The 20039-nt window shown below is 68.7% G+C and carries 13 protein-coding genes; 3 read left to right on the forward strand and 10 right to left on the reverse strand.

The features are described from left to right. Positions 1-18: 18 nt before the first annotated feature. From ASG29_RS00865 to ASG29_RS00885, 5 genes are all read right to left on the reverse strand, one after another. Positions 19-1521 (reverse strand): MFS transporter, encoded by a 1503-nt coding sequence (locus ASG29_RS00865; RefSeq protein WP_055978825.1) that lies wholly within the window; start codon positions 1519-1521, stop codon positions 19-21. A gap of 97 nt (positions 1522-1618) precedes the next feature. Continuing rightward, complete coding sequence (locus ASG29_RS00870) at positions 1619-3151, reverse strand: tryptophan halogenase family protein (protein ID WP_055978827.1); 1533 nt, start codon at positions 3149-3151, stop codon at positions 1619-1621. After that, positions 3148-5235: a glycoside hydrolase family 97 protein gene (locus ASG29_RS00875; RefSeq protein ID WP_082515539.1), complete on the reverse strand. Its 2088-nt coding sequence runs from the start codon at positions 5233-5235 to the stop codon at positions 3148-3150. The genes ASG29_RS00870 and ASG29_RS00875 overlap by 4 nt, the downstream gene beginning before the upstream one ends. Continuing rightward, positions 5235-6818 carry an alpha-amylase family glycosyl hydrolase gene (locus ASG29_RS00880; RefSeq protein WP_055978830.1) on the reverse strand — a complete coding sequence of 528 codons (1584 nt, stop codon included), beginning with the start codon at positions 6816-6818 and terminating at the stop codon, positions 5235-5237. Before ASG29_RS00880 ends, ASG29_RS00875 begins: the two co-directional genes overlap by 1 nt. Further along, a complete protein-coding gene (locus ASG29_RS00885) occupies positions 6815-8581 on the reverse strand; it encodes an alpha-amylase family glycosyl hydrolase (RefSeq protein ID WP_055980641.1) in 1767 nt (588 codons plus the stop codon). Before ASG29_RS00885 ends, ASG29_RS00880 begins: the two co-directional genes overlap by 4 nt. Positions 8582-8736: 155 nt before the next feature. On the opposite strand from ASG29_RS00885, the gene ASG29_RS00890 reads away from it, so the two are divergent. Then, a complete protein-coding gene (locus tag ASG29_RS00890; protein ID WP_055978833.1) occupies positions 8737-9759 on the forward strand; it encodes a LacI family DNA-binding transcriptional regulator in 1023 nt (340 codons plus the stop codon). 124 nt (positions 9760-9883) lie between these two features. Here ASG29_RS00890 and ASG29_RS00895 read toward each other — a convergent pair whose 3' ends face one another. The 3 genes from ASG29_RS00895 to ASG29_RS00905 form a co-directional block, all read right to left on the reverse strand. Next, entirely contained in the window at positions 9884-11401 is a 1518-nt protein-coding gene (locus ASG29_RS00895; RefSeq protein ID WP_055978836.1) for a tryptophan halogenase family protein, read from the reverse strand. Between the two features lie 149 nt (positions 11402-11550). Next, positions 11551-14451, reverse strand: coding sequence for a TonB-dependent receptor (locus ASG29_RS00900; RefSeq protein WP_055978839.1), 2901 nt, complete (start codon positions 14449-14451; stop codon positions 11551-11553). 117 nt (positions 14452-14568) lie between these two features. Next, a complete protein-coding gene (locus tag ASG29_RS00905) occupies positions 14569-15294 on the reverse strand; it encodes a DUF6445 family protein (RefSeq protein WP_055978842.1) in 726 nt (241 codons plus the stop codon). Between the two features lie 157 nt (positions 15295-15451). Between ASG29_RS00905 and ASG29_RS00910 the strand changes: the two genes are divergently transcribed. Next, positions 15452-16732 carry an HD-GYP domain-containing protein gene (locus tag ASG29_RS00910; protein WP_055978845.1) on the forward strand — a complete coding sequence of 427 codons (1281 nt, stop codon included), beginning with the start codon at positions 15452-15454 and terminating at the stop codon, positions 16730-16732. After that, a complete protein-coding gene (locus ASG29_RS00915; protein ID WP_055978847.1) occupies positions 16729-17793 on the forward strand; it encodes a sensor domain-containing diguanylate cyclase in 1065 nt (354 codons plus the stop codon). Before ASG29_RS00910 ends, ASG29_RS00915 begins: the two co-directional genes overlap by 4 nt. Positions 17794-17830: 37 nt before the next feature. Here ASG29_RS00915 and ASG29_RS00920 read toward each other — a convergent pair whose 3' ends face one another. Then, entirely contained in the window at positions 17831-18694 is an 864-nt protein-coding gene (locus tag ASG29_RS00920) for a right-handed parallel beta-helix repeat-containing protein (protein WP_235532719.1), read from the reverse strand. A gap of 319 nt (positions 18695-19013) precedes the next feature. After that, positions 19014-20039, reverse strand: a complete 1026-nt coding sequence (gene queA, locus ASG29_RS00925; protein WP_055978853.1) for a tRNA preQ1(34) S-adenosylmethionine ribosyltransferase-isomerase QueA — start codon at positions 20037-20039, stop codon at positions 19014-19016.

Here is a 20039-nt window from a genome sequence, read left to right on the forward strand (position 1 = left end):
GCGTCGGCAGGGCGGGCGTCACGCCTCCTCGCGCACCCGCAGCATCGCCGCCGCGGCGAGCAGCAGGGTCGCCGCGGCGAAGGCCATCGTCCAGATCGGCTCGTCGGGGAAGAAGCGCTTCATGATCGATCCCATGACGGTCGCGACCAGCAATTGCGGCACGACCACGAACACGTTGAACAGGCCCATGTAGACGCCCAGCTTTCGCGGCGGCAGCGTGGAGGCCAGGATGGCGTAGGGCATGGCCAGGATCGTCGACCACGCGATGCCGATCCCCACCTCGCTCGCCAGCAGCCACATCGGATCGCGCACGACGAAGAAGCTGGCATAGCCCGCCGCGCCGCACAGCAGCCCTGCGACATGCGTCCGCACCTTGCCGATCCGCCGCGCCAGGAACGGCAGCAGCACCAGTGCGGACACCGCCGCGACGCCGTTGTAGGTCGCGAACAGGACGTCGACCCAATTGGCGCCCTGCTGATACGCCGCGCTGGCGGGATCGGGCGCGGCGAAGAAGTCGCGCGTCACGATCGGCGTGGTGTTGATCCACATGATGAACAGCGCGGACCAGCTGAAGAACTGCACCACCGCCAGCCGCTTCATGATCGGCGGCATGCCCGCGAAATCGCCGACGATATGGCCCAGCAGGCTGGCCGGACGCCCCGTCCGCGCCATCGCGATCGCCACCATGCCCGCGATACCGTAGCCCGCCAGCAGCGCGCCCAGCAGGTAGACCTCCTTTTCCAGCCCCGCCGCCGCCACCGCCAGCGTCACCACGCCGCCCGCCGCGATCCACGCGAGCGCCCCGCCGAAGCCCCGCGCGGCCAGGACGCGCACCGTATGGCCGTCCTCCTCGTCGTCCGCGCCGTGGAAGCGCGCCATCTGGTCCGGCGAATATTCCTGCGTCGTCATGACGGTCCACAGCACGCTGGCGAACAGCGCGATCCCGCCGAACCAGAAGGCGTAGCGCACCGAGTCCGGAATGCCGCCCGCGGGCGCGACGTTGCTGACCCCCAGATGTTCCAGCGCCCAGGGGAAGATCGATCCGACGACCGCGCCCGCGCCGATGAACGCGGTCTGCACGCCGTAGCCCGCGGCATGCTGGTCCTTGTCCAGCATGTCGCCGACGAAGGCGCGGAACGGCTCCATCGATACGTTCAGCGCGGCATCGAGCATCCACAGCAGCAGCGCTGCGGCGAGCAGGCCCGGCGCCTCCGGCATCGCGATCAGCGCGATCGCGGCCAGGATCGCGCCCGCCAGGAAATACGGTCGCCGCCGCCCCAGCCGCCCCAGCCACGTCCGGTCCGACAGGTGCCCGATCACCGGCTGCACCAGCAGCCCCGTCAACGGCGCCGCGACCCACAGGGCGGGCAGGTCGTCCAGGCTGGTCCCCAGCGACTGGAAGATCCGGCTCATGTTCGCGTTCTGCAACGCGAAGCCGATCTGGATGCCGAAGAATCCGAACGACAGGTTCCACAGCCCGGCGAAGCCGAGTTTCGGGCGGCGTTCCGTTGCGGTGGTCATTGTTGCTCCCCTCCCCTTGTCCGATCCCCACCCCCCGTTCGGGCTGAGCGAAGTCGAAGCCTATTCCCGACAGCGGGCGCGCGCCCTTCGACGTCGCTCAGGGCGAACGGAGGGCGGACAAGGCGTCCGCATGATCCGGAAGGTTCAGCACGCACCCGTCCAGCAACCGGTCGATCCCCGGCAGGTCCACCGCATCCGCCGTCGCGCGCAGCCGGCCCGGGTCCGGGAACGTGCCATAGCCCGCGAACAGCACTTCCCACGACATCGGCGAATAATAACGCGCCAGATCGCGCTGCCCCAGCAACACCGCCACGTCCCCACCGGTGAACCACGCGGTCATGATCGCCTTCAGATCGTCGGACAGCCGCTCGTTGGCGGCGTTGTCGCGCCAGAAGTCCGTGTCGCCGCGCCGGTTCAGCCGGTAATGCGCGACGATATAGTCGCGCACGCCTTCGTACCGCCGCGCGATCCGGGCGTTGAAGGCGTCGCGATGCGCGGGCGTGAAGCCGCCCGCGGCGTAGCTTTCGACGAACCCCTCCACCGCCACCTGCGTCAGGTGAAGCGCGGTCGCCTCCAGCGGCTCGATGAATCCCTGCGCCAGCCCGATCGCGACGCAGTTGCGGGTCCATGTCGTCTCGACCCGCCCGACCTTCATCGACAGATGCCGCGCCGGCACGTCGTCGACAACATTCAGGTGTCGGCGCAGCTCGGTTTCTGCCGCATCGGGCGAAATGTGGGCGGAAGAATAGACGTAGCCGTTCCCCGTCCGCGACGTCAGCGGGATGCGCCACGCCCATCCGTTCGACAATGCGGTGGCGGTGGTGTGTACCTCCAACTTCCCTCTCCCGGTGGGAGAGGGAGGGAGCGGCGAAGCCGCGGAAGGGTGAGGGCGAGGCGTCGGGATCGTCACCGCCGAATCGCAGAACAGATTCTCCGCAAACGGCCGGAATCGCACACCCAGCGCCTGCTGCGCGATCAGCGACCGAAACCCGCTCGCATCCATGAACAGGTCGCCCGCGACCCGCTCCCCATCGTCCAGCACCAGCGCCGCGACATCCCCGTCGTCCGCCAGCGCGATCGACGCGACATGTCGCGACAGATGGACGACGCCCAGCCCGACCGCATGGTCGCGCAGCACCTGACCTACCTTGTGCGCGTCGAAATGATAGCCGTAGCCGATGTCGAACGGGAAGGTCGCGGGCGTCACCGGCGCGCGGGCGTCGGCCGCGATCCGTGCGGTCAGGAAGAAGCGGTCGGGATGCGCGTCCACGTCCGCGCCGCGCCGCCGCGCCAGCGTATTGTGGTGGAATTGCGCCTGCGTATGCCGGTCGATCGCGCTGGGGAAGGGATGGAAGTAGCTTCCCTCCCCGCCCCAGCCGTCGAAGCGGATCCCCGCCTTGTACGTCGCATCCGCCGCGGGCATCCAGTCGCCTTCCGCGATCCCCAGCCCGCGGAACAGGTCGCGCATCTGCGGCGTCGATCCCTCGCCGACGCCGACGATCCCGACCGCGGGACTTTCGACCACCGTCACGCGAGCGCGCGGCCACGCCTTCGCGATCAGGCACGCCGCCGTCCACCCCGCGGTGCCGCCGCCCAGCACGACGATGCGGAGCGGCGGCGCGTCGGTCACCTGCGGCGCGCCTTGCGCGCCGATCCGCCCTGCGCCACGAACCGCACCGCCTGCCCGCCGCCGGGCGCGAGCGCCAGCGTGAGCGTGTCCGCGGACGTGACATTGCGCGTCTCGATCGCGATCGAGTGCCGCTGCTCGGTCCGGTAATCCGCGTTCGGCCCGTCGCGATAGATCTGCGCGACGTAGCGGCGTCCCTTGTCCAGGAACGACAGCGGCACCGTCATCGTCCGCGCCTGTTCGTCGGTGATGCTGCCCAGATACCAGTCGTCCGACGCGCGATCCTTGCGCGCCACGGTCACGTAATCGCCGACCGCCCCGTTCAGCACGCGCGTATCCTGCCAGTCGACCGGCACGTCCTTGATGAACTGGAACGCGTTCATGTGCTTGGCGTAGTTTTCCGGCGTATCCGCCGCCATCTGCACCGGGGAATAGATCACGACGTACAGCGCCAGCTGCTTCGCCTCGGTCGACAGGATCGCCGACCCCTCCGATCCGGTCAGGCTCAGCACGCCGGGCGTGAAGTCCATCGGACCGCCCAGCCACTGGGTGAAGAACATGTTCGCTTCATGCTCGGGCGGGTTCTTCCCCGGCCAGCTATTGTACTCCATGCCACGGCCACCCTCGCGGCTCAGCCAGTTGGGATAGGTGCGGCGCAGGCCGGTGTCCTTCACCGGTTCGTGGCTGTCGATGCCGACGCGATATTTCGCCGCGGTCTGCACGACGCGCAAATGGTGGTTCACCATCCACTGCCCCTCGTGCCACTCGCGCTTCTTCGTCCCGTCCGCATCGACGCGCTCGATCTCGCCCGCGTCGGTGACGTAGCCGGTCTTGACCGCCGGAATGCCGTGGTCCTGCGCATATTTGAACGCGCGGTCGAGCTGCGCATCGTAATGGCTGACCGATCCGCCGGTCTCGTTATGCCCGATCAGGTAGACGCCCTTCGCCTTCGCGTAGCGTTGCAGCTCGGCGGCGTCGAAATCCTCGGTCGGCCGGTCGAACTGCATCGCGGTGCCGTCACCGAACCAGTCGCCGTCCCAGCCGACGTTCCATCCCTCGACCAGCACGCCGGGGATGCCCTGCGCCGACGCGAAGTCGATGTAGCGCTTCACGTTCGCGGTCGTCGCGCCATGCTTCGGCCCGCGCGCCCACGACCATTCGCCCTTTATCATGTTCCACCACACGCCGACGAACTTGGCGGGCTTCAGCCAGCTGACGTCGCCCAGCTTGTTCGGCTCGTTCAGGTTCAGCGTGATGTGGTTCATGTACAGGCCGGGGGCATCGTCCGCGATCGCGATCGTCCGCCACGGCGTCGAAAAGGGCGCATCGCGCGTCACCTTCGGCGCGCCCGCGCCGGGGGTCAGCACCGCCTTCAACGTATGGCCGTCGACCTGCGCCAAATTCATCGCCGAGTAATCGACCAGCGCCGCCTCGTGCAGCGCGACATGCGTGCCGTCCGCCAGCTTCAGCGTCATGACGGTCTGCGCGGTGCCTACCCCCGACAGCGGGGTGTTGGCGTACAGATATTCCTCGCGGTTCCACTCGTACGCCGGCTTCCACCACGCCTGCGCGGGTTGCGCGAAGGCGAAGCTGGTCAGCTCCTCCGCGATGTTGACGGTGCCCAGGTTGTCTTGGCGGGGGAAGGTGTAGCGGAAGCCGACGCCGTCGTCGAAGATGCGGAACGTCACCTCCAGCCGCCGCTTCAGCCGGTTCGCCTCGACCAGCTTCACGGTCAGGTCGTTATGCCTGTCGCGGATCGTCTTCCACTCGCCGAACGGCTGCGTCCAGCTGGTGTCGCTGCTGTCGGCCGTGGTGCCGAGCAGCTTCATGCCGCGATCCATCTTCGGCGCGTCGGTGAACAGGAAGCCCAGCCGGCTCTCGCCCAGGATCTGCTTGCCCCGACGCGTGACCGAATAGGACGCGCGCCCGTCGGGATCGATCGACACCGCAACCGCGATCGATTTGTCCGGCGATGTCCCGCGCGCGACGATCCGCGCCTCCGCGGGCGCCTGCGCGACCGTCGCGGTCTGCGCATGGGCCGCGGAGACCAGCAGGCTGGTGGCGAGCAGGGCGGCAACTATCTTCATCACGATTCCTTTCGCGCGACCAGGGCGCCGAACGGCGCGAGCCGCCCGTCGGCATGGCCGGTCTGGATCAATACGTCGGCGGCATCCCATGCCACCGGCGCGTCGGACAGGTTGAAGGCGCAGGTCAGCACCTCGTTATGCAGGCGCCGCTCGAACGCCAGCACCGCGTCGTCGGCGGTGACGACGGTCAGGTCGCCCTGCCGTAACGCGCGGTGCTCACGCCGCAACGCCAGCACGGCACGCGTCCAGTGGAGCATCGACGCCGGATCGGCCTCCTGCCGGTCGACCGCCAGCGCATCGTGATCCGCCCCCACGGGCAGCCACGGCGTCGCGGTCGAGAATCCCACCGCGGGCGCGCCGCTCTTCCACGGCATCGGCGTCCGCGCGCCATCGCGGCTCAGCGTCAACGGCCAGTTCGCGATCGCCTCGGGATCCTGCAACGCCTCGAACGGCACGTCGACCTGCGTCAGCCCCAGTTCCTCGCCGTAATAAAGGATGGGCGATCCCCGCAGGCACCCCAGCAGCAGCATCTTCATCCGCGCGAACGCCGCCGCATGATTGGGCGTGGTCCAGCGCGATACCGCACGCGGCGCATCGTGGTTCTCGAACGCCCAGCTGGGCCAGCCGATGCCGGGCGCATCGGGCCATTTCTCCACCGCGTCGCGCACCACCGCGGGCGTCAGCGCATCGGCGTACAGGAAGTCGAAGCCATAGGCGCTGTTCAACCGCGTGTTCCCCGCGGTGTACAGCTTCATCTCGCGGTCGCTCTCCGCCCCGCCGACCTCGGCCACGGTGAAGCGCGCGTCATATTCGTCGAACAATGCGCGGACGCGCTCGATGAAGGCGGGGATGGCGAGGTCGGACTGGTTGTACTTGTGCAGCTGGAAATCGAACGGCCGCGTCCGCACCTTCCCGTCCGCGGGCGCGGGCGGATTGTCGGTGAAGGCGGGATCGAACATCATGAAATTCAGTGCGTCGAGCCGGAACCCGTCGACGCCGCGTTCCAGCCAGAAGCGCGCGATGTCCAGGAACGCCTGCTGCACCGCCGGGTGATGCCCGTTGACCTGCGGCTGCTCCTTCAGGAAATTGTGCAGGTAATATTGCCCGCGCCGCCCGTCCCACGTCCACGCGGGGCCGCCGAACACCGACTGCCAATTGTTGGGCGGGCTGCCGTCCGGTTTCGGATTCGCCCAGACGTACCAGTCCGCGCGCAGATTGGTGCGGTCGCGGCGGCTCTCCTCGAACCACGGATGCCGGTCCGACGTGTGCGCCCAAACCTGGTCGACCAGCACCTTCAGCCCCAGCGCATGCGCCTTCGCCGCCAATGCGTCGAAATCGGCGAGCGTGCCGAAGATCGGATCGACGTCGCGATAATCCGCCACGTCATACCCGAAGTCGGCCATCGGCGAGGTGAAGAACGGGCTGATCCAGATCGCATCGACGCCCAGCGCCGCGACATAATCGAGGTGCGCGGTGATCCCCGGCAGGTCGCCAATCCCGTCGCCGTTCGAATCCGCGAAGCTGCGCGGATAGATCTGGTAGATCGCAGCGCCCTTCCACCACGACACGTCCGTTCCGTTCATTCGTCCGTCCCAATCGCACACACGGCATAGCCCAGCGCGGGCAATTGCACCCGCAGGCTGCCCGGCGCCGCCGTCCCGGTCGCACAGCCGGTCCCGGCCAGCGTCGCCACGGTCCCCGCGCCACCGATCTCCACCAGCCGGTCGAGCGGCTGCGTCGAGGTGTTGAATGCCACCAGCACCTCGCGCCCGTCCAGGATGCGCGACACCGCCAGCAACCCCGGCGTGTCCTCCCGCGCACGCAGCACCGACCGGCCGTGCATCAACGCCGGCGTCGCGCGCCGCACCTTCGCCAGTCCGGCGATCTGCCTGAACAGCGGGTGAGCGGTGTCGAAGTTTGCGACGGCCGTGGTCGATGTGCTGCCGAGCAGGCGGTTGTCGTTGTAGCTGGCGACACGGCTGGGGAACATGTCCTCGCGCGCATCCTGATCGATGCCGTCGCCCGCGAACCCCTGCTCATCGCCCGAATAGATCGTCGGCACGCCGCGCAGCGTCAGCAGCATCGCGTTCGACAGCATCACGCGGCGCATCACCTCGTCGTCGCCCGCCTGCGGAAACGCCTTGCGCACGTAATAGGCGAAGCGGCCGTTGTCGTGGTTGCCCGTGAACGTCGGCAGGCCGCGCGCCGCGTCCTCCCCGCCCGCATATAACGCGTCGCCGCGCAGCAGCGTCTCGAACGCATCGGTTCCGCGCGTGCCCGCCACGGCCTCGATCACCGCCTGACGGAACGAGAAGTCCAGCACCGCCGGAAAGCCGTCGACCCGCGTGTGCACCGCGAGCGGCCCCGGCTCCAGCGTCGTCAACCCCACCTCGCCGAAGATGTGGAAGTTCGGGATCCCCTTCGCCGCCGCCCGCGCGCGCATCGCGGGCACGAATGCCTGCCAGAATTCCGGATTGACATGCCGGGCGGTGTCGACGCGGAAGCCGTCGACCCCGAACCGGTCGATCCAGCCGCCGTAGATGTCGATCATCCCCGCCACGACGCGCGGATTCTCGGTCATCAGGTCGTCCAGCCCGACGAAATCGCCCATCGTCGAATTCTCGTTCGCGAACGTGGTGTTGCCGCGATTGTGGTACAGCGTCACGTCGTTCAGCCACGCCGGCGACTTCGCCTTCGCCTCCCCCTTGGGCAGATACGGCGTGTACGCGTAGGTCGGATCGGTCAGCCGCGCGAAATTGTCCGCGGTCATCACCTGATCGCCCGCGAACCCGTCATTGATCGCCTTGCCCGTCACGCCCCCGCGCCGCCGGTACGGATAGTCCGCGCGCGACCGGTACGTGCAATCGTCGCACTCTCGATAACGGATGACGTCCGCGGTATGGTTGGCGATGATGTCCATATAGACCTTCATGCCCTTCGCATGCGCCGCATCCACCAGCGCCCGGAAGTCCGCATCGGTCCCGTAATGCGGATCGACATGCTCGAAGTCGGTGATCCAGTAGCCGTGATACCCCGCGCTCTCCTGCCCCTTCGCGCCCTGCACCGGCTTGTTGCGGAAGATCGGCCCGACCCAGATCGCGGTCGCGCCCAGCGCCTGGATATAGTCCAGCCGACGGATCAGGCCCTTGAGGTCGCCGCCGTGATAGAAGCCCTTGTGCGCCGGATCGAACCCGGTCGCCATCGGGCCGCCGCGCAGCCCCCCGCGGTCGTTCGCGGGATCGGCATTGTCGAACCGGTCGGGCAGCGCGAAGTAGATCACCTCGCTGTCGGGGGTGCGCGCGCGATAATCCTGCGCGGCGGCCGGCGTCACGGCGGCCAGCATCATCGCGGCGATCCAGCTTTTCACGCAGGCCCTCCCATTCCGGCCGTGTCCGCCGGTCGCCGCCGTGATGCGCGCGCAGCGCGGGCGTGCCAAGCGCGCAGCATACGTATTCACGCCATCGCTTCCCCCGCGCGCGCAACGGGTATACGCCGGTCGCCATGGCGGCGATCGACAAGCCCACCTCCTTCGACATCGCCGCGCTGGCGGGCGTCTCGCAGCCGACCGTCAGCCGGGCGCTGCGCGGCGACCGCACGGTCAGCGAGGCGACGCGCCTGCGCATCGAGGCGATCGCGCGGCAACTGAACTACAAGGTCGATCGCAACGCGTCCTCGCTGCGTGGCGGGCAGGCGAAGACGCTGGCATTGCTGTTCTTCGAGGATCCGCTGCCCGACGGATCGTTCATCAACCCCTTCTTCCTGTCGATGCTCGGCTCGATCCTGATGCGGTGCGCGCAGAAGGGCTACGACCTGCTGACCTCGTTCCAGCAATTGTCCGCCGACTGGCACAAGGATTACGAGGATGCGCGCAAGGCCGACGGGCTGATCCTGCTCGGCTACGGCGATTGGGAGACCTATCGTTCGCGGCTGACCGATCTGGTGCGGCAGGACACGCATTTCGTCCGCTGGGGATCGGTGGAGCCGCATGGCCTGGGCCATGTCATCGGCTGCGACAACCTCGCGGGCGGGCGCGACGTCGGTCGCCACCTGATCGAACGCGGCCGCCGCCGGATCGCCTTCGTCGGCGACGCGTCGAACCACTATCCCGAATTCCGCGACCGCTACCGCGGGCTGGGCGAGGCACTGGCGGAAGCCGGGATCGACGCCGATCCCGCGCTGCACGTCGATTCGCTGTCGATCGAACAGGGCGGCTACGACGCCACCCGCGCGCTGATCGCGCGCGGCGCCGGCTTCGACGCGATCTTCGCCGCCTCCGATCTCATCGCACTGGGCGCGATGCGCGCGCTGGGGGAGGCGGGGCTGGGCATCCCCGGCGACGTGTCGGTCGTCGGCTTCGACGACATTCCCGCGGCCAGCTCGACGCGCCCCCCGCTGACGACCGTGTCGCAGGACTATAGCCGCGCGGGCGCCGCGCTGGTCGACGCGCTGGTCCGCCGCATCGCGGGGGAGACGGGCGAGAATGCGATGCTGCCGGCAAGGCTGGTCGTCAGGGCGTCGAGCTAGGCGCTAACGCAAACCGTCCCCGTTCGGCCTGAGCGCAGTCGAAGGCCGCGCGCCGCGCATGTGCTTCGACGACGCTCAGCACGAACGAAGGTCCGTCATTGCGCGCCAAGCGACGCAATGACGCCTACCGCGCCCCCGCCCGCGCCGCGCAATGCGCCGCCACGAACGCCGCATGGTCCGGCATCTGCGCCACTTCCCGCGCCGACAATTGGTGGATCAGGTCCAGATATTCCGCCATCTCCGCCTGCGACGGCGCATCCGCCAGCGGGTGCCAGCGCCTTGGGATCACGCCCTGCCCGATCAGCACCTGTATCCACGCGACATCGGTGAACAATTCCTCGCCCGCGCGCACGACGCCCGCCTCCTCGCGCCACAAGGCCAGCTTCGCCGCCAACGTATCGGGCAACGCCGCGTCGCGACACGCGCGCCAGAAATCGCCGTCGCGCGCGTTCGCGTGATAATGCAGGATCAGGAAGTCGCGGATGCGCGTCCACTCCTCGTCCGCCTGCGCATTGAACGCGTCGCGCACCGCATCCCCCGCCGCCGCGCCGGGCAGCAGCTTCAGCAGCCGCGCGATCGTGCTCTGGACCAGATGCAGGCTGGTCGATTCCAGCGGCTCCATGAACCCGGCCGCCAGCCCCAAGGCGACGACGTTGTGCGCCCACATCCGCGCCCGCTTTCCGGTGGTGAAGCGGATCGGCCGCGGGTCCGCCTCCGCCGCGCCGTCGAGGTTCGCCAGCAGGTGATCCGCGGCCGCGTCGTCCGACCAGTGCGCGCTGGAATAGACGACGCCGTTGCCGGTGCGATGCTGCAACGGAATGCGCCATTGCCAGCCCGCATCGTGCGCGGTCGCGCGGGTATAGGGCAGCAGCGGTCCGGTCCGCGCCGACGGCACCGCCAGCGCACGGTCGCACGGCAGCCAGCGCGTCCATTCCTCGAACCCCACGCCCAGCGTCTCGCCCAGCAGCAGGCTGCGGAACCCGGTCGCATCGACGAACAGGTCGCCCGCGATCCGCCGCTCGCCCTCCAGCAGCAGCGCGGTCACGTCGCCGCTCTCGCCCGCGCGCTCGACCCGCACGATCCGCCCCTCGTGCCGCATCACCCCGCGCGCCTCGACGAAGCGCCGCAGCATCCGTGCATACAAGGCGGCATCGAAATGGAAGGCGTACGGCATCTCGGGCAATATTCGCGCCGTCCGCGCCGCGCCGCGCTGCATCCGCGCGGCGCGCGCGGCGAGGTCGTTCAGCGCATAGTCGCCGAGCGGCCGTACGTCCCCGCCCGCCCGCGCGCGCAGCCAAAGGTGGTGGAAGGCGTGCAGCGCGCTGTCGCGACCGACGTCGCCGAAGGCGTGCAGGTAGCGTTCGCCCGGCGCGCCCCAGCCGACGAACTCGATCCCCAGCTTGAACGTGCCACCCGTCGCGCGCAGGAACGCATCCTCGTCCAGCCCCAGCGCCTGGTTGAAGTTGCGGATCTGCGGGATCGTCGCCTCGCCGACGCCGACCGTGCCGATCGCATCCGACTCGATCAGCGCGACGCGATACAGATGCGCGGGCAACAAGTGCGCGCACGCCGCCGCGGTCATCCACCCTGCGCTACCGCCGCCGGCGATCACGATCGTGCGGGGGGCGGACAGGTCCTGCATGATCCCTTCATCCCCTCCGTTCGGGCTGAGCGTAGTCGAAGCCTATCCCCGAACCGACCCCCGCGCATACCCTTCGACGTCGCTCAGGGCGAACGGAGGCAGGGTGGGGACGGGGAGAGACGTGACTCTCCGCTCCCCCACCCCGGACATCAGAACCGGTACGTCAGGCCCAGGTAATAGTCGGTGCCGTACCGCTGGTACCGCCGCACCTGCCGCTCGTCGCCGTTGGTGTACTGGACGAATTCCTGATCCGTCAGGTTCTTGGCCTGCGCCAGGATCGCCAGGCCCTGCAACGGCCCCGACTGGAATTCGTAGCCGATCTGCGCGTCCAGGATGCCCTCGCCCCGCGCGGTGTTCAGCTCCGGCGTAGCCGACAGGCCGCGCACCTCGGCCAGGAACTTCGACCGATAGCGATAGGTCGCGCGCGCCTGGAACCCCGACTTCTCGAAATAGGCGGTGCCGTTCAGCACCCAGTCCGACAGGCCGGGCAGCGTGATGTTCTGCCCCGGATTGCTGTCCAGCCGGATCGCGCTGTACGTATAGCTGCCGCTGGCGAAGACGCCGAACCCGTCCAGCGCGGTGGTGATCGTGCGGAACGGCAGCGACGCGGTCGCCTCCGCCCCGATCAGCTCGCCGTCGCCCGAATTGGCCGGGTTCCTGAACAGGCCGAACTGCGCATTCTGTGCCCGCACGGTCGCCTGCTGCGCGGGGGTCAGCGAACTGAGCAGCGAGGAGAAGTCGTAAAGGACGTTGTTATTCTCGTCGACGTAATCGCTGATGCTCTTGAAGTAACCGGTCAGCGCGACATAGCCGCCCGCCGGGAAATACTTCTCCAGCGACAGGTCGATGTTCGTCGACTTGTACGGCAGCAGCGCGAAATTGCCGCCGTTCGAGCTGAACGGGCTGTCCTGCGGCGCGCTGCCGCGGCCGACGTTCGCCGGGTTGATGCTGACGTTCTGCGAGATCCGCTCCTGGTCGATCCGCGGGCGCACCATCGTGCGCGACGCGCCCAGCTTCACGAACGTCGACGGCAGCAGCTCGACCGACATCGTCGCGCTGGGCAGGAAGTTGGTGTATTTCACGCCGCCCGTCACGTCGGCCAGCGTCACCGCCCCGGCGACCAGGCCCGCGATGCGGCCGTCGGACGACTGGTCCGTGTGAACCACCTGCACGCCCAGCGACCCCTTCAGGTTCTTGCCGCCCGCCTCGCCGTCGATCACCAGCTTAGCATAGCCGGTCCACACCTTCTCGGTCACCGAATACGCCTTCGCCAGCGATTCGGGCCGGTTGTCGAACACCGGGTTCAGCAGCCCGAAGATCTTCAGCGGATCGACCGTCAGCATCTGCGGCACGCCCAGGAAGCCGAGCGAGGCATTCTCCTTCAGCACCGCGTCCGCAGGCACCGCGATCGACGTCGGCGTGCCGCTGGCGACGGTGCAGTTCGTGCCGCCGCCCTTCGGGCACAGGAAGTTGGAGGTGTAGGTCGACGCCTTCTCGCGCTGCGAGTAATTGCCGCCGACTTCCCAGCCCTTGATGACGCCCAGGTCGCCGAACTCGCCCTGGAGGCTGGCGCGCAGCGACTTCAGGTCGTCGGTGAACTTGGGCTGGTTGACGAAGCCCGCCTGCACGACCGCCGACGTCCCGTTGAAGCCCCAGCCGCCCGGATCGGTGATGCGGATGATGCCGGTGTCGGCGTAGTTCAGCGTCGGCACGATCTTGTACGTGCCGTTGTCCTGCCGCGTGATGTTGATCGTGTCGCGGACGCCCGCACCGTTATAACCGGTGCCCGAATAGGTTTCGAGCAGGAAGTCCGTGCGCTCCGCCCGGCTCCACGATGCGTCGACGTTGAAATGCGTCGTGTCGCCGATCAGGAAATCGTTGTTCCACCCGAACGAGAACAGGTCCGCCTCGCGCTCCTGATAATCGTTGCGCTGCACGGTGTAGAGCGGGTTGAACGTCGCCGACTGGACGAAGCCGTCGCGCGCCACGACATTGGTGGCGGGGACGTTGAAGCCCAGCGGGAATTCGATCCCGCGCAGCCGCTGCACTTCGTTGAAGTGCGTGTACAGCGCGTCGAAGGTCGAATGGAAGCGATCGCTCGGCTGCCATTCCAGCGTGGCGACGCCGCCGTAGCGCTTCAGCAGGTTCGACTGCACGTACGGCTTGGCACCGCCCAGATTGTACGGGTCGGCGGTCGTGCCCGACCCGGGATAGCCCCATGCCTCGTACTTGTCGTAATTCGTCGGCGCCTCCGTTGCGGCGAAGCCGATCGCGACGCCGAACGTGTCGTCCGCGAACTTGTCCACGAACGCGCCGGACACGCGATAGCCCAGGCGCTCGCCGTCCGGATTGCGCTTGCCGATGCCGTTATACTGGCCGCGCGCGGACACGACGATCGACCGGTCGCGCTGTTCCAGCGGGCGCATGCTGCGCAGGTCGACGGTACCCGAGATGCCGGCCGCAATCAGCGACGCGTCGGGCGACTTGTAGACGTTGACGTTGCGGAAGAATTCGGACGGATACTGGTCGTATTCGACGCCGCGGTTGTCGCCCACGGTCACCTGCTCGCGCCCGTTGAACAACGTGGTGGAGAAATCGGGGCCCAGGCCACGGATCGACAGGTTCTGGTCGCGGCCCTCGACGCGCTGCGCGGTCACGCCCGGCAGGCGCGCCAGCGAATCGGCGATCGACACGTCGGGCAGCTTGCCGATGTCCTCCGCGCTGACCGAATCGACGATCAGCGTGGAATTGCGCTTGATCTCGGCCGAGCGCGCCAGGCTGGCGCGGATACCCGTGACGACGATCTCCCCTTCCTCTTCCGCGGGCGTCGCGGTGGCATCGGGGTTCGCCTGCGCGTCAGGCGTGGGATCGGCGGCGGGAACGGGCTGGGTGACCGTGATCTTGCCCGTGGGGTTCGCGGACGGCGCGTTCGGGTCCGGCGTCTCCTGCGCCCAGGCGGGCGTCGCCGCCAGCACCAGCGCGAGCACGCTGGCCTGCGTCGCCAGGCGCGAGCGCGTACCGGCGAAATGGATGTGATGCGTGGCGTCCATGGCGTATCCTCCCCTGCGCCGACAGACCGCTGGCGGGTCGGATCGGCTTCCGGGTGTCGCTTAGGCCCGCGCCGGACCTGCCACCAGAATGCCACATACGTATTCAGACACGTCCGTTCACACTGTTGCGGGCGCGCCACATGCCGCCCCCTCCAGGAAGGTGTTCACCGTCAGCCGTCCGGCCATCGGATCGGCGGTGAAGACGGTGTCGGGCGGGATCGCCGCGCAATGCAAGCTGTTCGACCGGTACAGGATCGCCCGGTTGAACACCCCGCGATGCCGCGCGACCTCCTCGAACAATGTCGTGTCGCCGTCGATGAAGCCCGGCGCGGGCAGGCCGTGCGTCGCGACATCGGCGGCCAGGGCGACGCGATACGGGTCCAGCCGCGCCGCATCAATCGTTTCGTAGCCGGTGGCGCGATGGCGGAAGAACGCGGTGCCGCCGCGATCGTCGCGCGACAGATAGTGCAGCAACGCCAGTCGCGTCGGCGATACCTCGTCCACGTGCGGCATCCGCTGGATCGGGGCGAGCGCGGCGGGCGGGGTCGTGACGATCGAATAGAAGGCGTCCACGACCGCCAGCGCGGTCAACCCGAACACCCCCCGCGCGACCGGCGCCAGCGCGTCGAGCAACGGCGCCAATGTCGCGCGCGGCACCATCGCCCGCACGCCCGGATAATGTTCGCCCATGGCGCGGAAGGACAGCAGGGCCGCGTCCTCCACCCAATCCTCCGGCTCGCGCACGAACCCGTCGATCACCACCACGGGTTGCGATTCGTGTCCATGCGACGCGATCGACAGGCGCCAGTGCGCGGGAATGCCGGGAAAGGATAGCGCGATCATGCCCGGCCGTTCCGACGTTCGGAAAGCCGTTCGATCGCCGCCGGGAAAACCTTCAAATGTCGATTCCTTCCTACCCATTATGAGGCCCAAACAACGCCCCTTAAACGTTGTTTAGCGCCTTGCGTGCGACATTGGTCGTACGAATTGGGGGGAATGCATGCTTCATCGGATCGCGGTCACGGACGTTCGGCTGGGGATGTACATCTCCTCGGTCGACTGTTCGTGGTTCAACAATCCCTTCTGGCGCTCGCGCTTTCTGCTGCGCGAGCCGGCCGACCTGGAACGGCTGCGCCAGTCGGGGATCGCGATGGTCACGATCGACGACGCACGCGGGATCGGCCTCGCGCCCGCGCCCGAGGCCGGACCCGCCGCCGCCGCCGCCGCACCGGCCGCAGCGCCGCTGGTGGTCGAGCGCCGCGCCGCGGGCCGGCCGCGCCGCCGCCGCATGGACGAGATGGAACGCGCGCGCGAAACCGTCGCCCGGTCGCGCGCGGCGGTCGAACGCATGTTCGGCGAGGCGCGCCTGGGCCATGCGGTGCAGATGACGGCGGTCGTGCCGCTGGTGGACGAGATCGCCGCCTCGATCGAACGCGACCGGTCCGCGATCCTCAACGTCACGCGGCTGAAGAACAAGAACGAATATACCTATCTCCACTCGGTCGCGGTCTGCGCGCTGATGATAAACCTCGCGCGGCAACTGGGACTTCCCGAATATGAGGTGCAGCAGGCCGGGGTCGCGGGACTCCTGCACGACATCGGCAAGATGGCGACCCCGATCGAGGTGCTCGAGAAGCCGGGCAGGCTGGACGACGCCGAACGCCGGATCATCGAGGATCATCCGTCGGCGGGCTACCGCCTGCTGAGCGACAGCGCGGACATCAGCGCGATCGCGCTCGACGTCTGCCTGCATCATCACGAGCGGATGGACGGGCGCGGCTATCCCGACGGACTGACCGGCGATCAGCTGAGCATCCATGCGCGCATGGGCGCGATCTGCGACGTGTACGACGCGATCACCTCCTGCCGGCCGTACAAGCAACCATGGTCGCCCGCGATGGCGCTGCAAAAGATGCTGTCGTGGGAGGGGCATTTCGATCCCCGCATCCTCGCCGCCTTCGTCGCGGGGATCGGCATCTTCCCGATCGACGGGCTCGTCCGGCTCCATTCCAACCGGCTGGGCATCGTCCTGCACGCCGACGACGACCGGCCCACCGCCCCGCCCGTGCGGATATTCTACGACGTGATGACGTCGTCCTTCCTGCCCGCCCGCGACGTGGCGACGCACAACGGGGAAGGCGGCGACCCGATCATCCGGGCCGAGCATGCGGAGGGCTGGTTCGGCGATTCCTGGCCCGGTATCGTGGCGGACCTGCACGCGGGACGCGCGGTCGACGGCCGCGGCGTGATCGCGCCGTCGGCCGCGGAGCGCGCGGCATGAGCGCGCTGCGCAATCCGCTGGTCGCCTCGCTCCTGCGCCGGATGCCGCACGGCGGCGACGCGCCGACCGGCGCGGTGGATCATCGCGTCCGCGCGTTGCGGGCGCAATATGACGATATCGGCGACTTCCTGATGCGCCATCACCTCGACCTGGGGGAGGCGAACTACGCGATCGCGCGGGCGCATCTGGCGGGCGATCCCGTCGTCTCGGCGCAGGTCGCGGGCCTGTTGCGCGAACACGGCCATCTGACCGACGCGATGCTGGCCCGGCTGGCGACCCCCGCCGACCGCGGCCTCAGCCCCGAATTGGTCGGGGAGATGGCGGAACGGATGGCGCGCGACCTGGCCGAATGCGTCCGCATCATCGCCGCGTCGCAATCGTCCGGCATCGAATATCGCGCGGCGTTGAGCGCGGAGGTCACGGGCTTTGCCGCCGACCCGATGGGGGCGCTCGATCGCCTCATCCGCCTGACCAACGGCGTGGTGGAGGCCACCCGGACGATGGAGGAACAGCTGGAGGTCGCGCGCGAGGAGGCCGAACGCCTGCGCACCAACCTGCGCCGCGCCCAACGCGACGCCGACCGGGACCATCTGACCGGATTGCCGAACCGCCGCCATTTCGAGATGCGGCTGAACGCCGTGCCGCGCGACCGGCCTGCGGTCGTGGCGCTGTGCGACATCGACGATTTCAAGAACGTCAACGACCAGCACGGCCACGGCACCGGCGATCGCGTGCTGAAATTCGTCGCGCGCCTCCTGCGCTCCGAACTGGGCGATCATGCGGTGGTCGCGCGCTACGGCGGGGAGGAATTCGTCTGCCTGTTCGAGGGCTACGACGTCGATCAGGCCGTCGCACTGGTCGACGGCGCGCGCGAGCGGCTGGTGTCCCGCTCGCTCGCCAACCAGCAGACCGGGCGCACGATCGGACGCCTGGCGTTGTCCGCCGGGGTGGCGGCGGTGGTCGGCGATGCGCGCGACGCCCTGCGGCTGGCGGACACGGCGCTGTACGCGGCGAAGCGCGCGGGGAAGAACCGCGTCGTCGTGGCGCCGCGCGCCGACTGACGTCGCCGGATCGTCGGCCCTCCCCGACCGGCGCGGGTCAGCAGCGTCCGTCGCTCGCCTCGTCCTGGACCTGGTTCCCGCAGCGCCGCGCCCTGCCGCGGCGGATCACCGCGCGATAGCCGTTCCACCGCCAGCGCCGGACCGTATTGTCGCGGATGACGCAATCCACGCACTTCCCCAGCGTGATCTGGTGCGCGTTGGCCGCGACATGATTGTCCTCGACCGTGATGCGCCGCAACGGCGCGTCGCCGACCGTGTCCATCTGCGTCACCCCTTGCGTATTGCCGTCGATGACGTTGTTCGCGATCGTGGCGTCGACCACCGCGTTGCGCATCTGCACCGCATCGGCATGATAGCCGTCGACCCACAGGCCGAAACGCGCGATGCAATCGCGCCGCGCCAGGCCGTAGACGATGCCCCGGCGCGTCAGGCACGTGGTGGGCTTCCCGATCGTCTGCGTGAACCGGTTGCCCTGCACGACCAGCCGACTGGTGCGCGATGCGATCACGCCGTCCTCGCCCAGCCGGATGAAGACGCTGTCCATGATCGTGATCCCGCTGGCACGATCCAGCACCACCGCCTTCTTGGCGTTGGTGAAGGTCACGCCGGTGAAGGTGACGTTCGTCCCCGTCACGAGCGCCCCGTATCCCAGATAGGCGAAGCCGTCGCGGCCGTCCGGCGCCATCACCATCCCCGATTGCCAGAGGATGCCGCCGCCCGCGATCCGCAACCCGCGCACCGTCGCCTTTTCCGCATCGATCGTGATCCCGCGCGCAAAGGTGCGATCGATGACGACGTCGCGATAGGTCCCCGCCGCCAGCCGGATGGTGTCGCCGTCATTCGCCTGGGCAAGCACGGCGGGCAGCGTCACCGGAGTCGCGGTGGCGAGCGCAAGCGTCAACAATATCACGATAGTTTCCCAGACCAGCGACCGCCCTCTTGCGGGTCCGGGAGGCTGGTCACCGCCCCGGCCCGTTGCCCGGACGCCAAGGCGCTGAAAGCGGACAGGGCAAGCGCGATCCGACGAGGCAGCGCGGACGAGCGTCGAACCGAAGGAATCGCGCGATGCGAATGGAACGCGACGGCCCGATCGGCGTTACCGCTACCCATCTTAAAATGGCTGAATGCCCGCGCTCAAGCGAACCGTTCGCCGACCCGTGCCGGTTGGAATACGATCCTTCCGCACGCGATACCCTTGCCGGGCAGTAGCCAAAGCACCTTCACGGCAAAAGCAGCGACGCATCTCCGTAGGAATAGAAGCGGTAGCCCTCCTCAACGGCATGGGCGTACGCCGCCTGCATCCGATCGAGCCCCATCAGCGCCGATACCAGCATGAACAATGTCGACCGCGGCAGGTGGAAGTTCGTCACCAGGCCGTCGATGCCGCGGAAGCGGTAACCGGGGGTGATGAAGATCGCGGTGTCGCCCTCGAACGGAGCGATCGTGCCGTCCTCCCCGCAGGCGCTCTCGATCAGGCGCAGGCTGGTGGTGCCGACCGCGATCACGCGGCCGCCCCGTGCGCGCACCGCGTTCAGGCGATCGGCGGTGGCGGCGTCGAGCCTCCCCCATTCGGCGTGCATCGCATGGTCGCGCGTATCCGTCGCCTTCACCGGCAGGAACGTGCCCGCCCCGACATGGAGCGTCAGCGTCTCGTGCCCCACCCCCGCCGCCTGTAGCGCCGCCATCAACGCGGGGGTGAAGTGCAGCGCCGCCGTCGGTGCCGCCACCGCGCCGGGTTCGCTGGCGAAGATCGTCTGGTAATCGTCGGCGTCGCGCGCATCGGGCGTGCGCCGGCCCGCGATATAGGGGGGCAGCGGCATCCGCCCCGCGCGTTGCAGCAGCAGTTCGACCGGCTCCTCGCCCAGGAAGTCGAACGCCACGCTGCCGTCCGCGCCGCGGTCGCCCACCGTCGCGGCGACGTCATGGCCGAAATCGACGACGTCCCCGTCGCGCAGTCGCCGGGCGTTGCGGACGAACGCGCGCCAGCGGCGCGGCCCCTCGCGCTTGTGCAGCGTCACGCCGATGCGCGCGTCGCCGCGCCGCCCGTCCAGCTGCGCCGGGATCACGCGCGTGTCGTTGAACACCAGCATGTCGCCCGCGCGCAACGCCGCGGGCAGGTCGGACACGTGCCGGTCCGCCATGCCGTCGCCGTCCACGACCAGCATCCGCGCCGCATCGCGCGGCTGCGCGGGGCGGAGCGCGATCCGCTCCGGCGGCAGCGCGAAGTCGAACAGGTCGACGTCCAC

This window comes from Sphingomonas sp. Leaf412, from assembly GCF_001425405.1.
In the GTDB taxonomy this organism is placed as follows: Bacteria; Pseudomonadota; Alphaproteobacteria; order Sphingomonadales; family Sphingomonadaceae; genus Sphingomonas.

Bases quoted from the DNA above. Each gene is read 5' to 3' on its own strand.
- ASG29_RS00915 (WP_055978847.1), top strand. From the start codon at position 16,729: ATGAGCGCGCTGCGCAATCCGCTGGTCGCCTCGCTCCTGCGCCGGATG.
- ASG29_RS00865 (WP_055978825.1), bottom strand. From the start codon at position 1,521: ATGACCACCGCAACGGAACGCCGCCCGAAACTCGGCTTCGCCGGGCTG.
- ASG29_RS00880 (WP_055978830.1), bottom strand. From the start codon at position 6,818: ATGAACGGAACGGACGTGTCGTGGTGGAAGGGCGCTGCGATCTACCAG.
- ASG29_RS00905 (WP_055978842.1), bottom strand. From the start codon at position 15,294: ATGATCGCGCTATCCTTTCCCGGCATTCCCGCGCACTGGCGCCTGTCG.
- ASG29_RS00910 (WP_055978845.1), top strand. From the start codon at position 15,452: ATGCTTCATCGGATCGCGGTCACGGACGTTCGGCTGGGGATGTACATC.
- ASG29_RS00900 (WP_055978839.1), bottom strand. From the start codon at position 14,451: ATGGACGCCACGCATCACATCCATTTCGCCGGTACGCGCTCGCGCCTG.
- ASG29_RS00875 (WP_082515539.1), bottom strand. From the start codon at position 5,235: ATGAAGATAGTTGCCGCCCTGCTCGCCACCAGCCTGCTGGTCTCCGCG.
- ASG29_RS00895 (WP_055978836.1), bottom strand. From the start codon at position 11,401: ATGCAGGACCTGTCCGCCCCCCGCACGATCGTGATCGCCGGCGGCGGT.
- ASG29_RS00885 (WP_055980641.1), bottom strand. From the start codon at position 8,581: ATGATGCTGGCCGCCGTGACGCCGGCCGCCGCGCAGGATTATCGCGCG.
- ASG29_RS00890 (WP_055978833.1), top strand. From the start codon at position 8,737: ATGGCGGCGATCGACAAGCCCACCTCCTTCGACATCGCCGCGCTGGCG.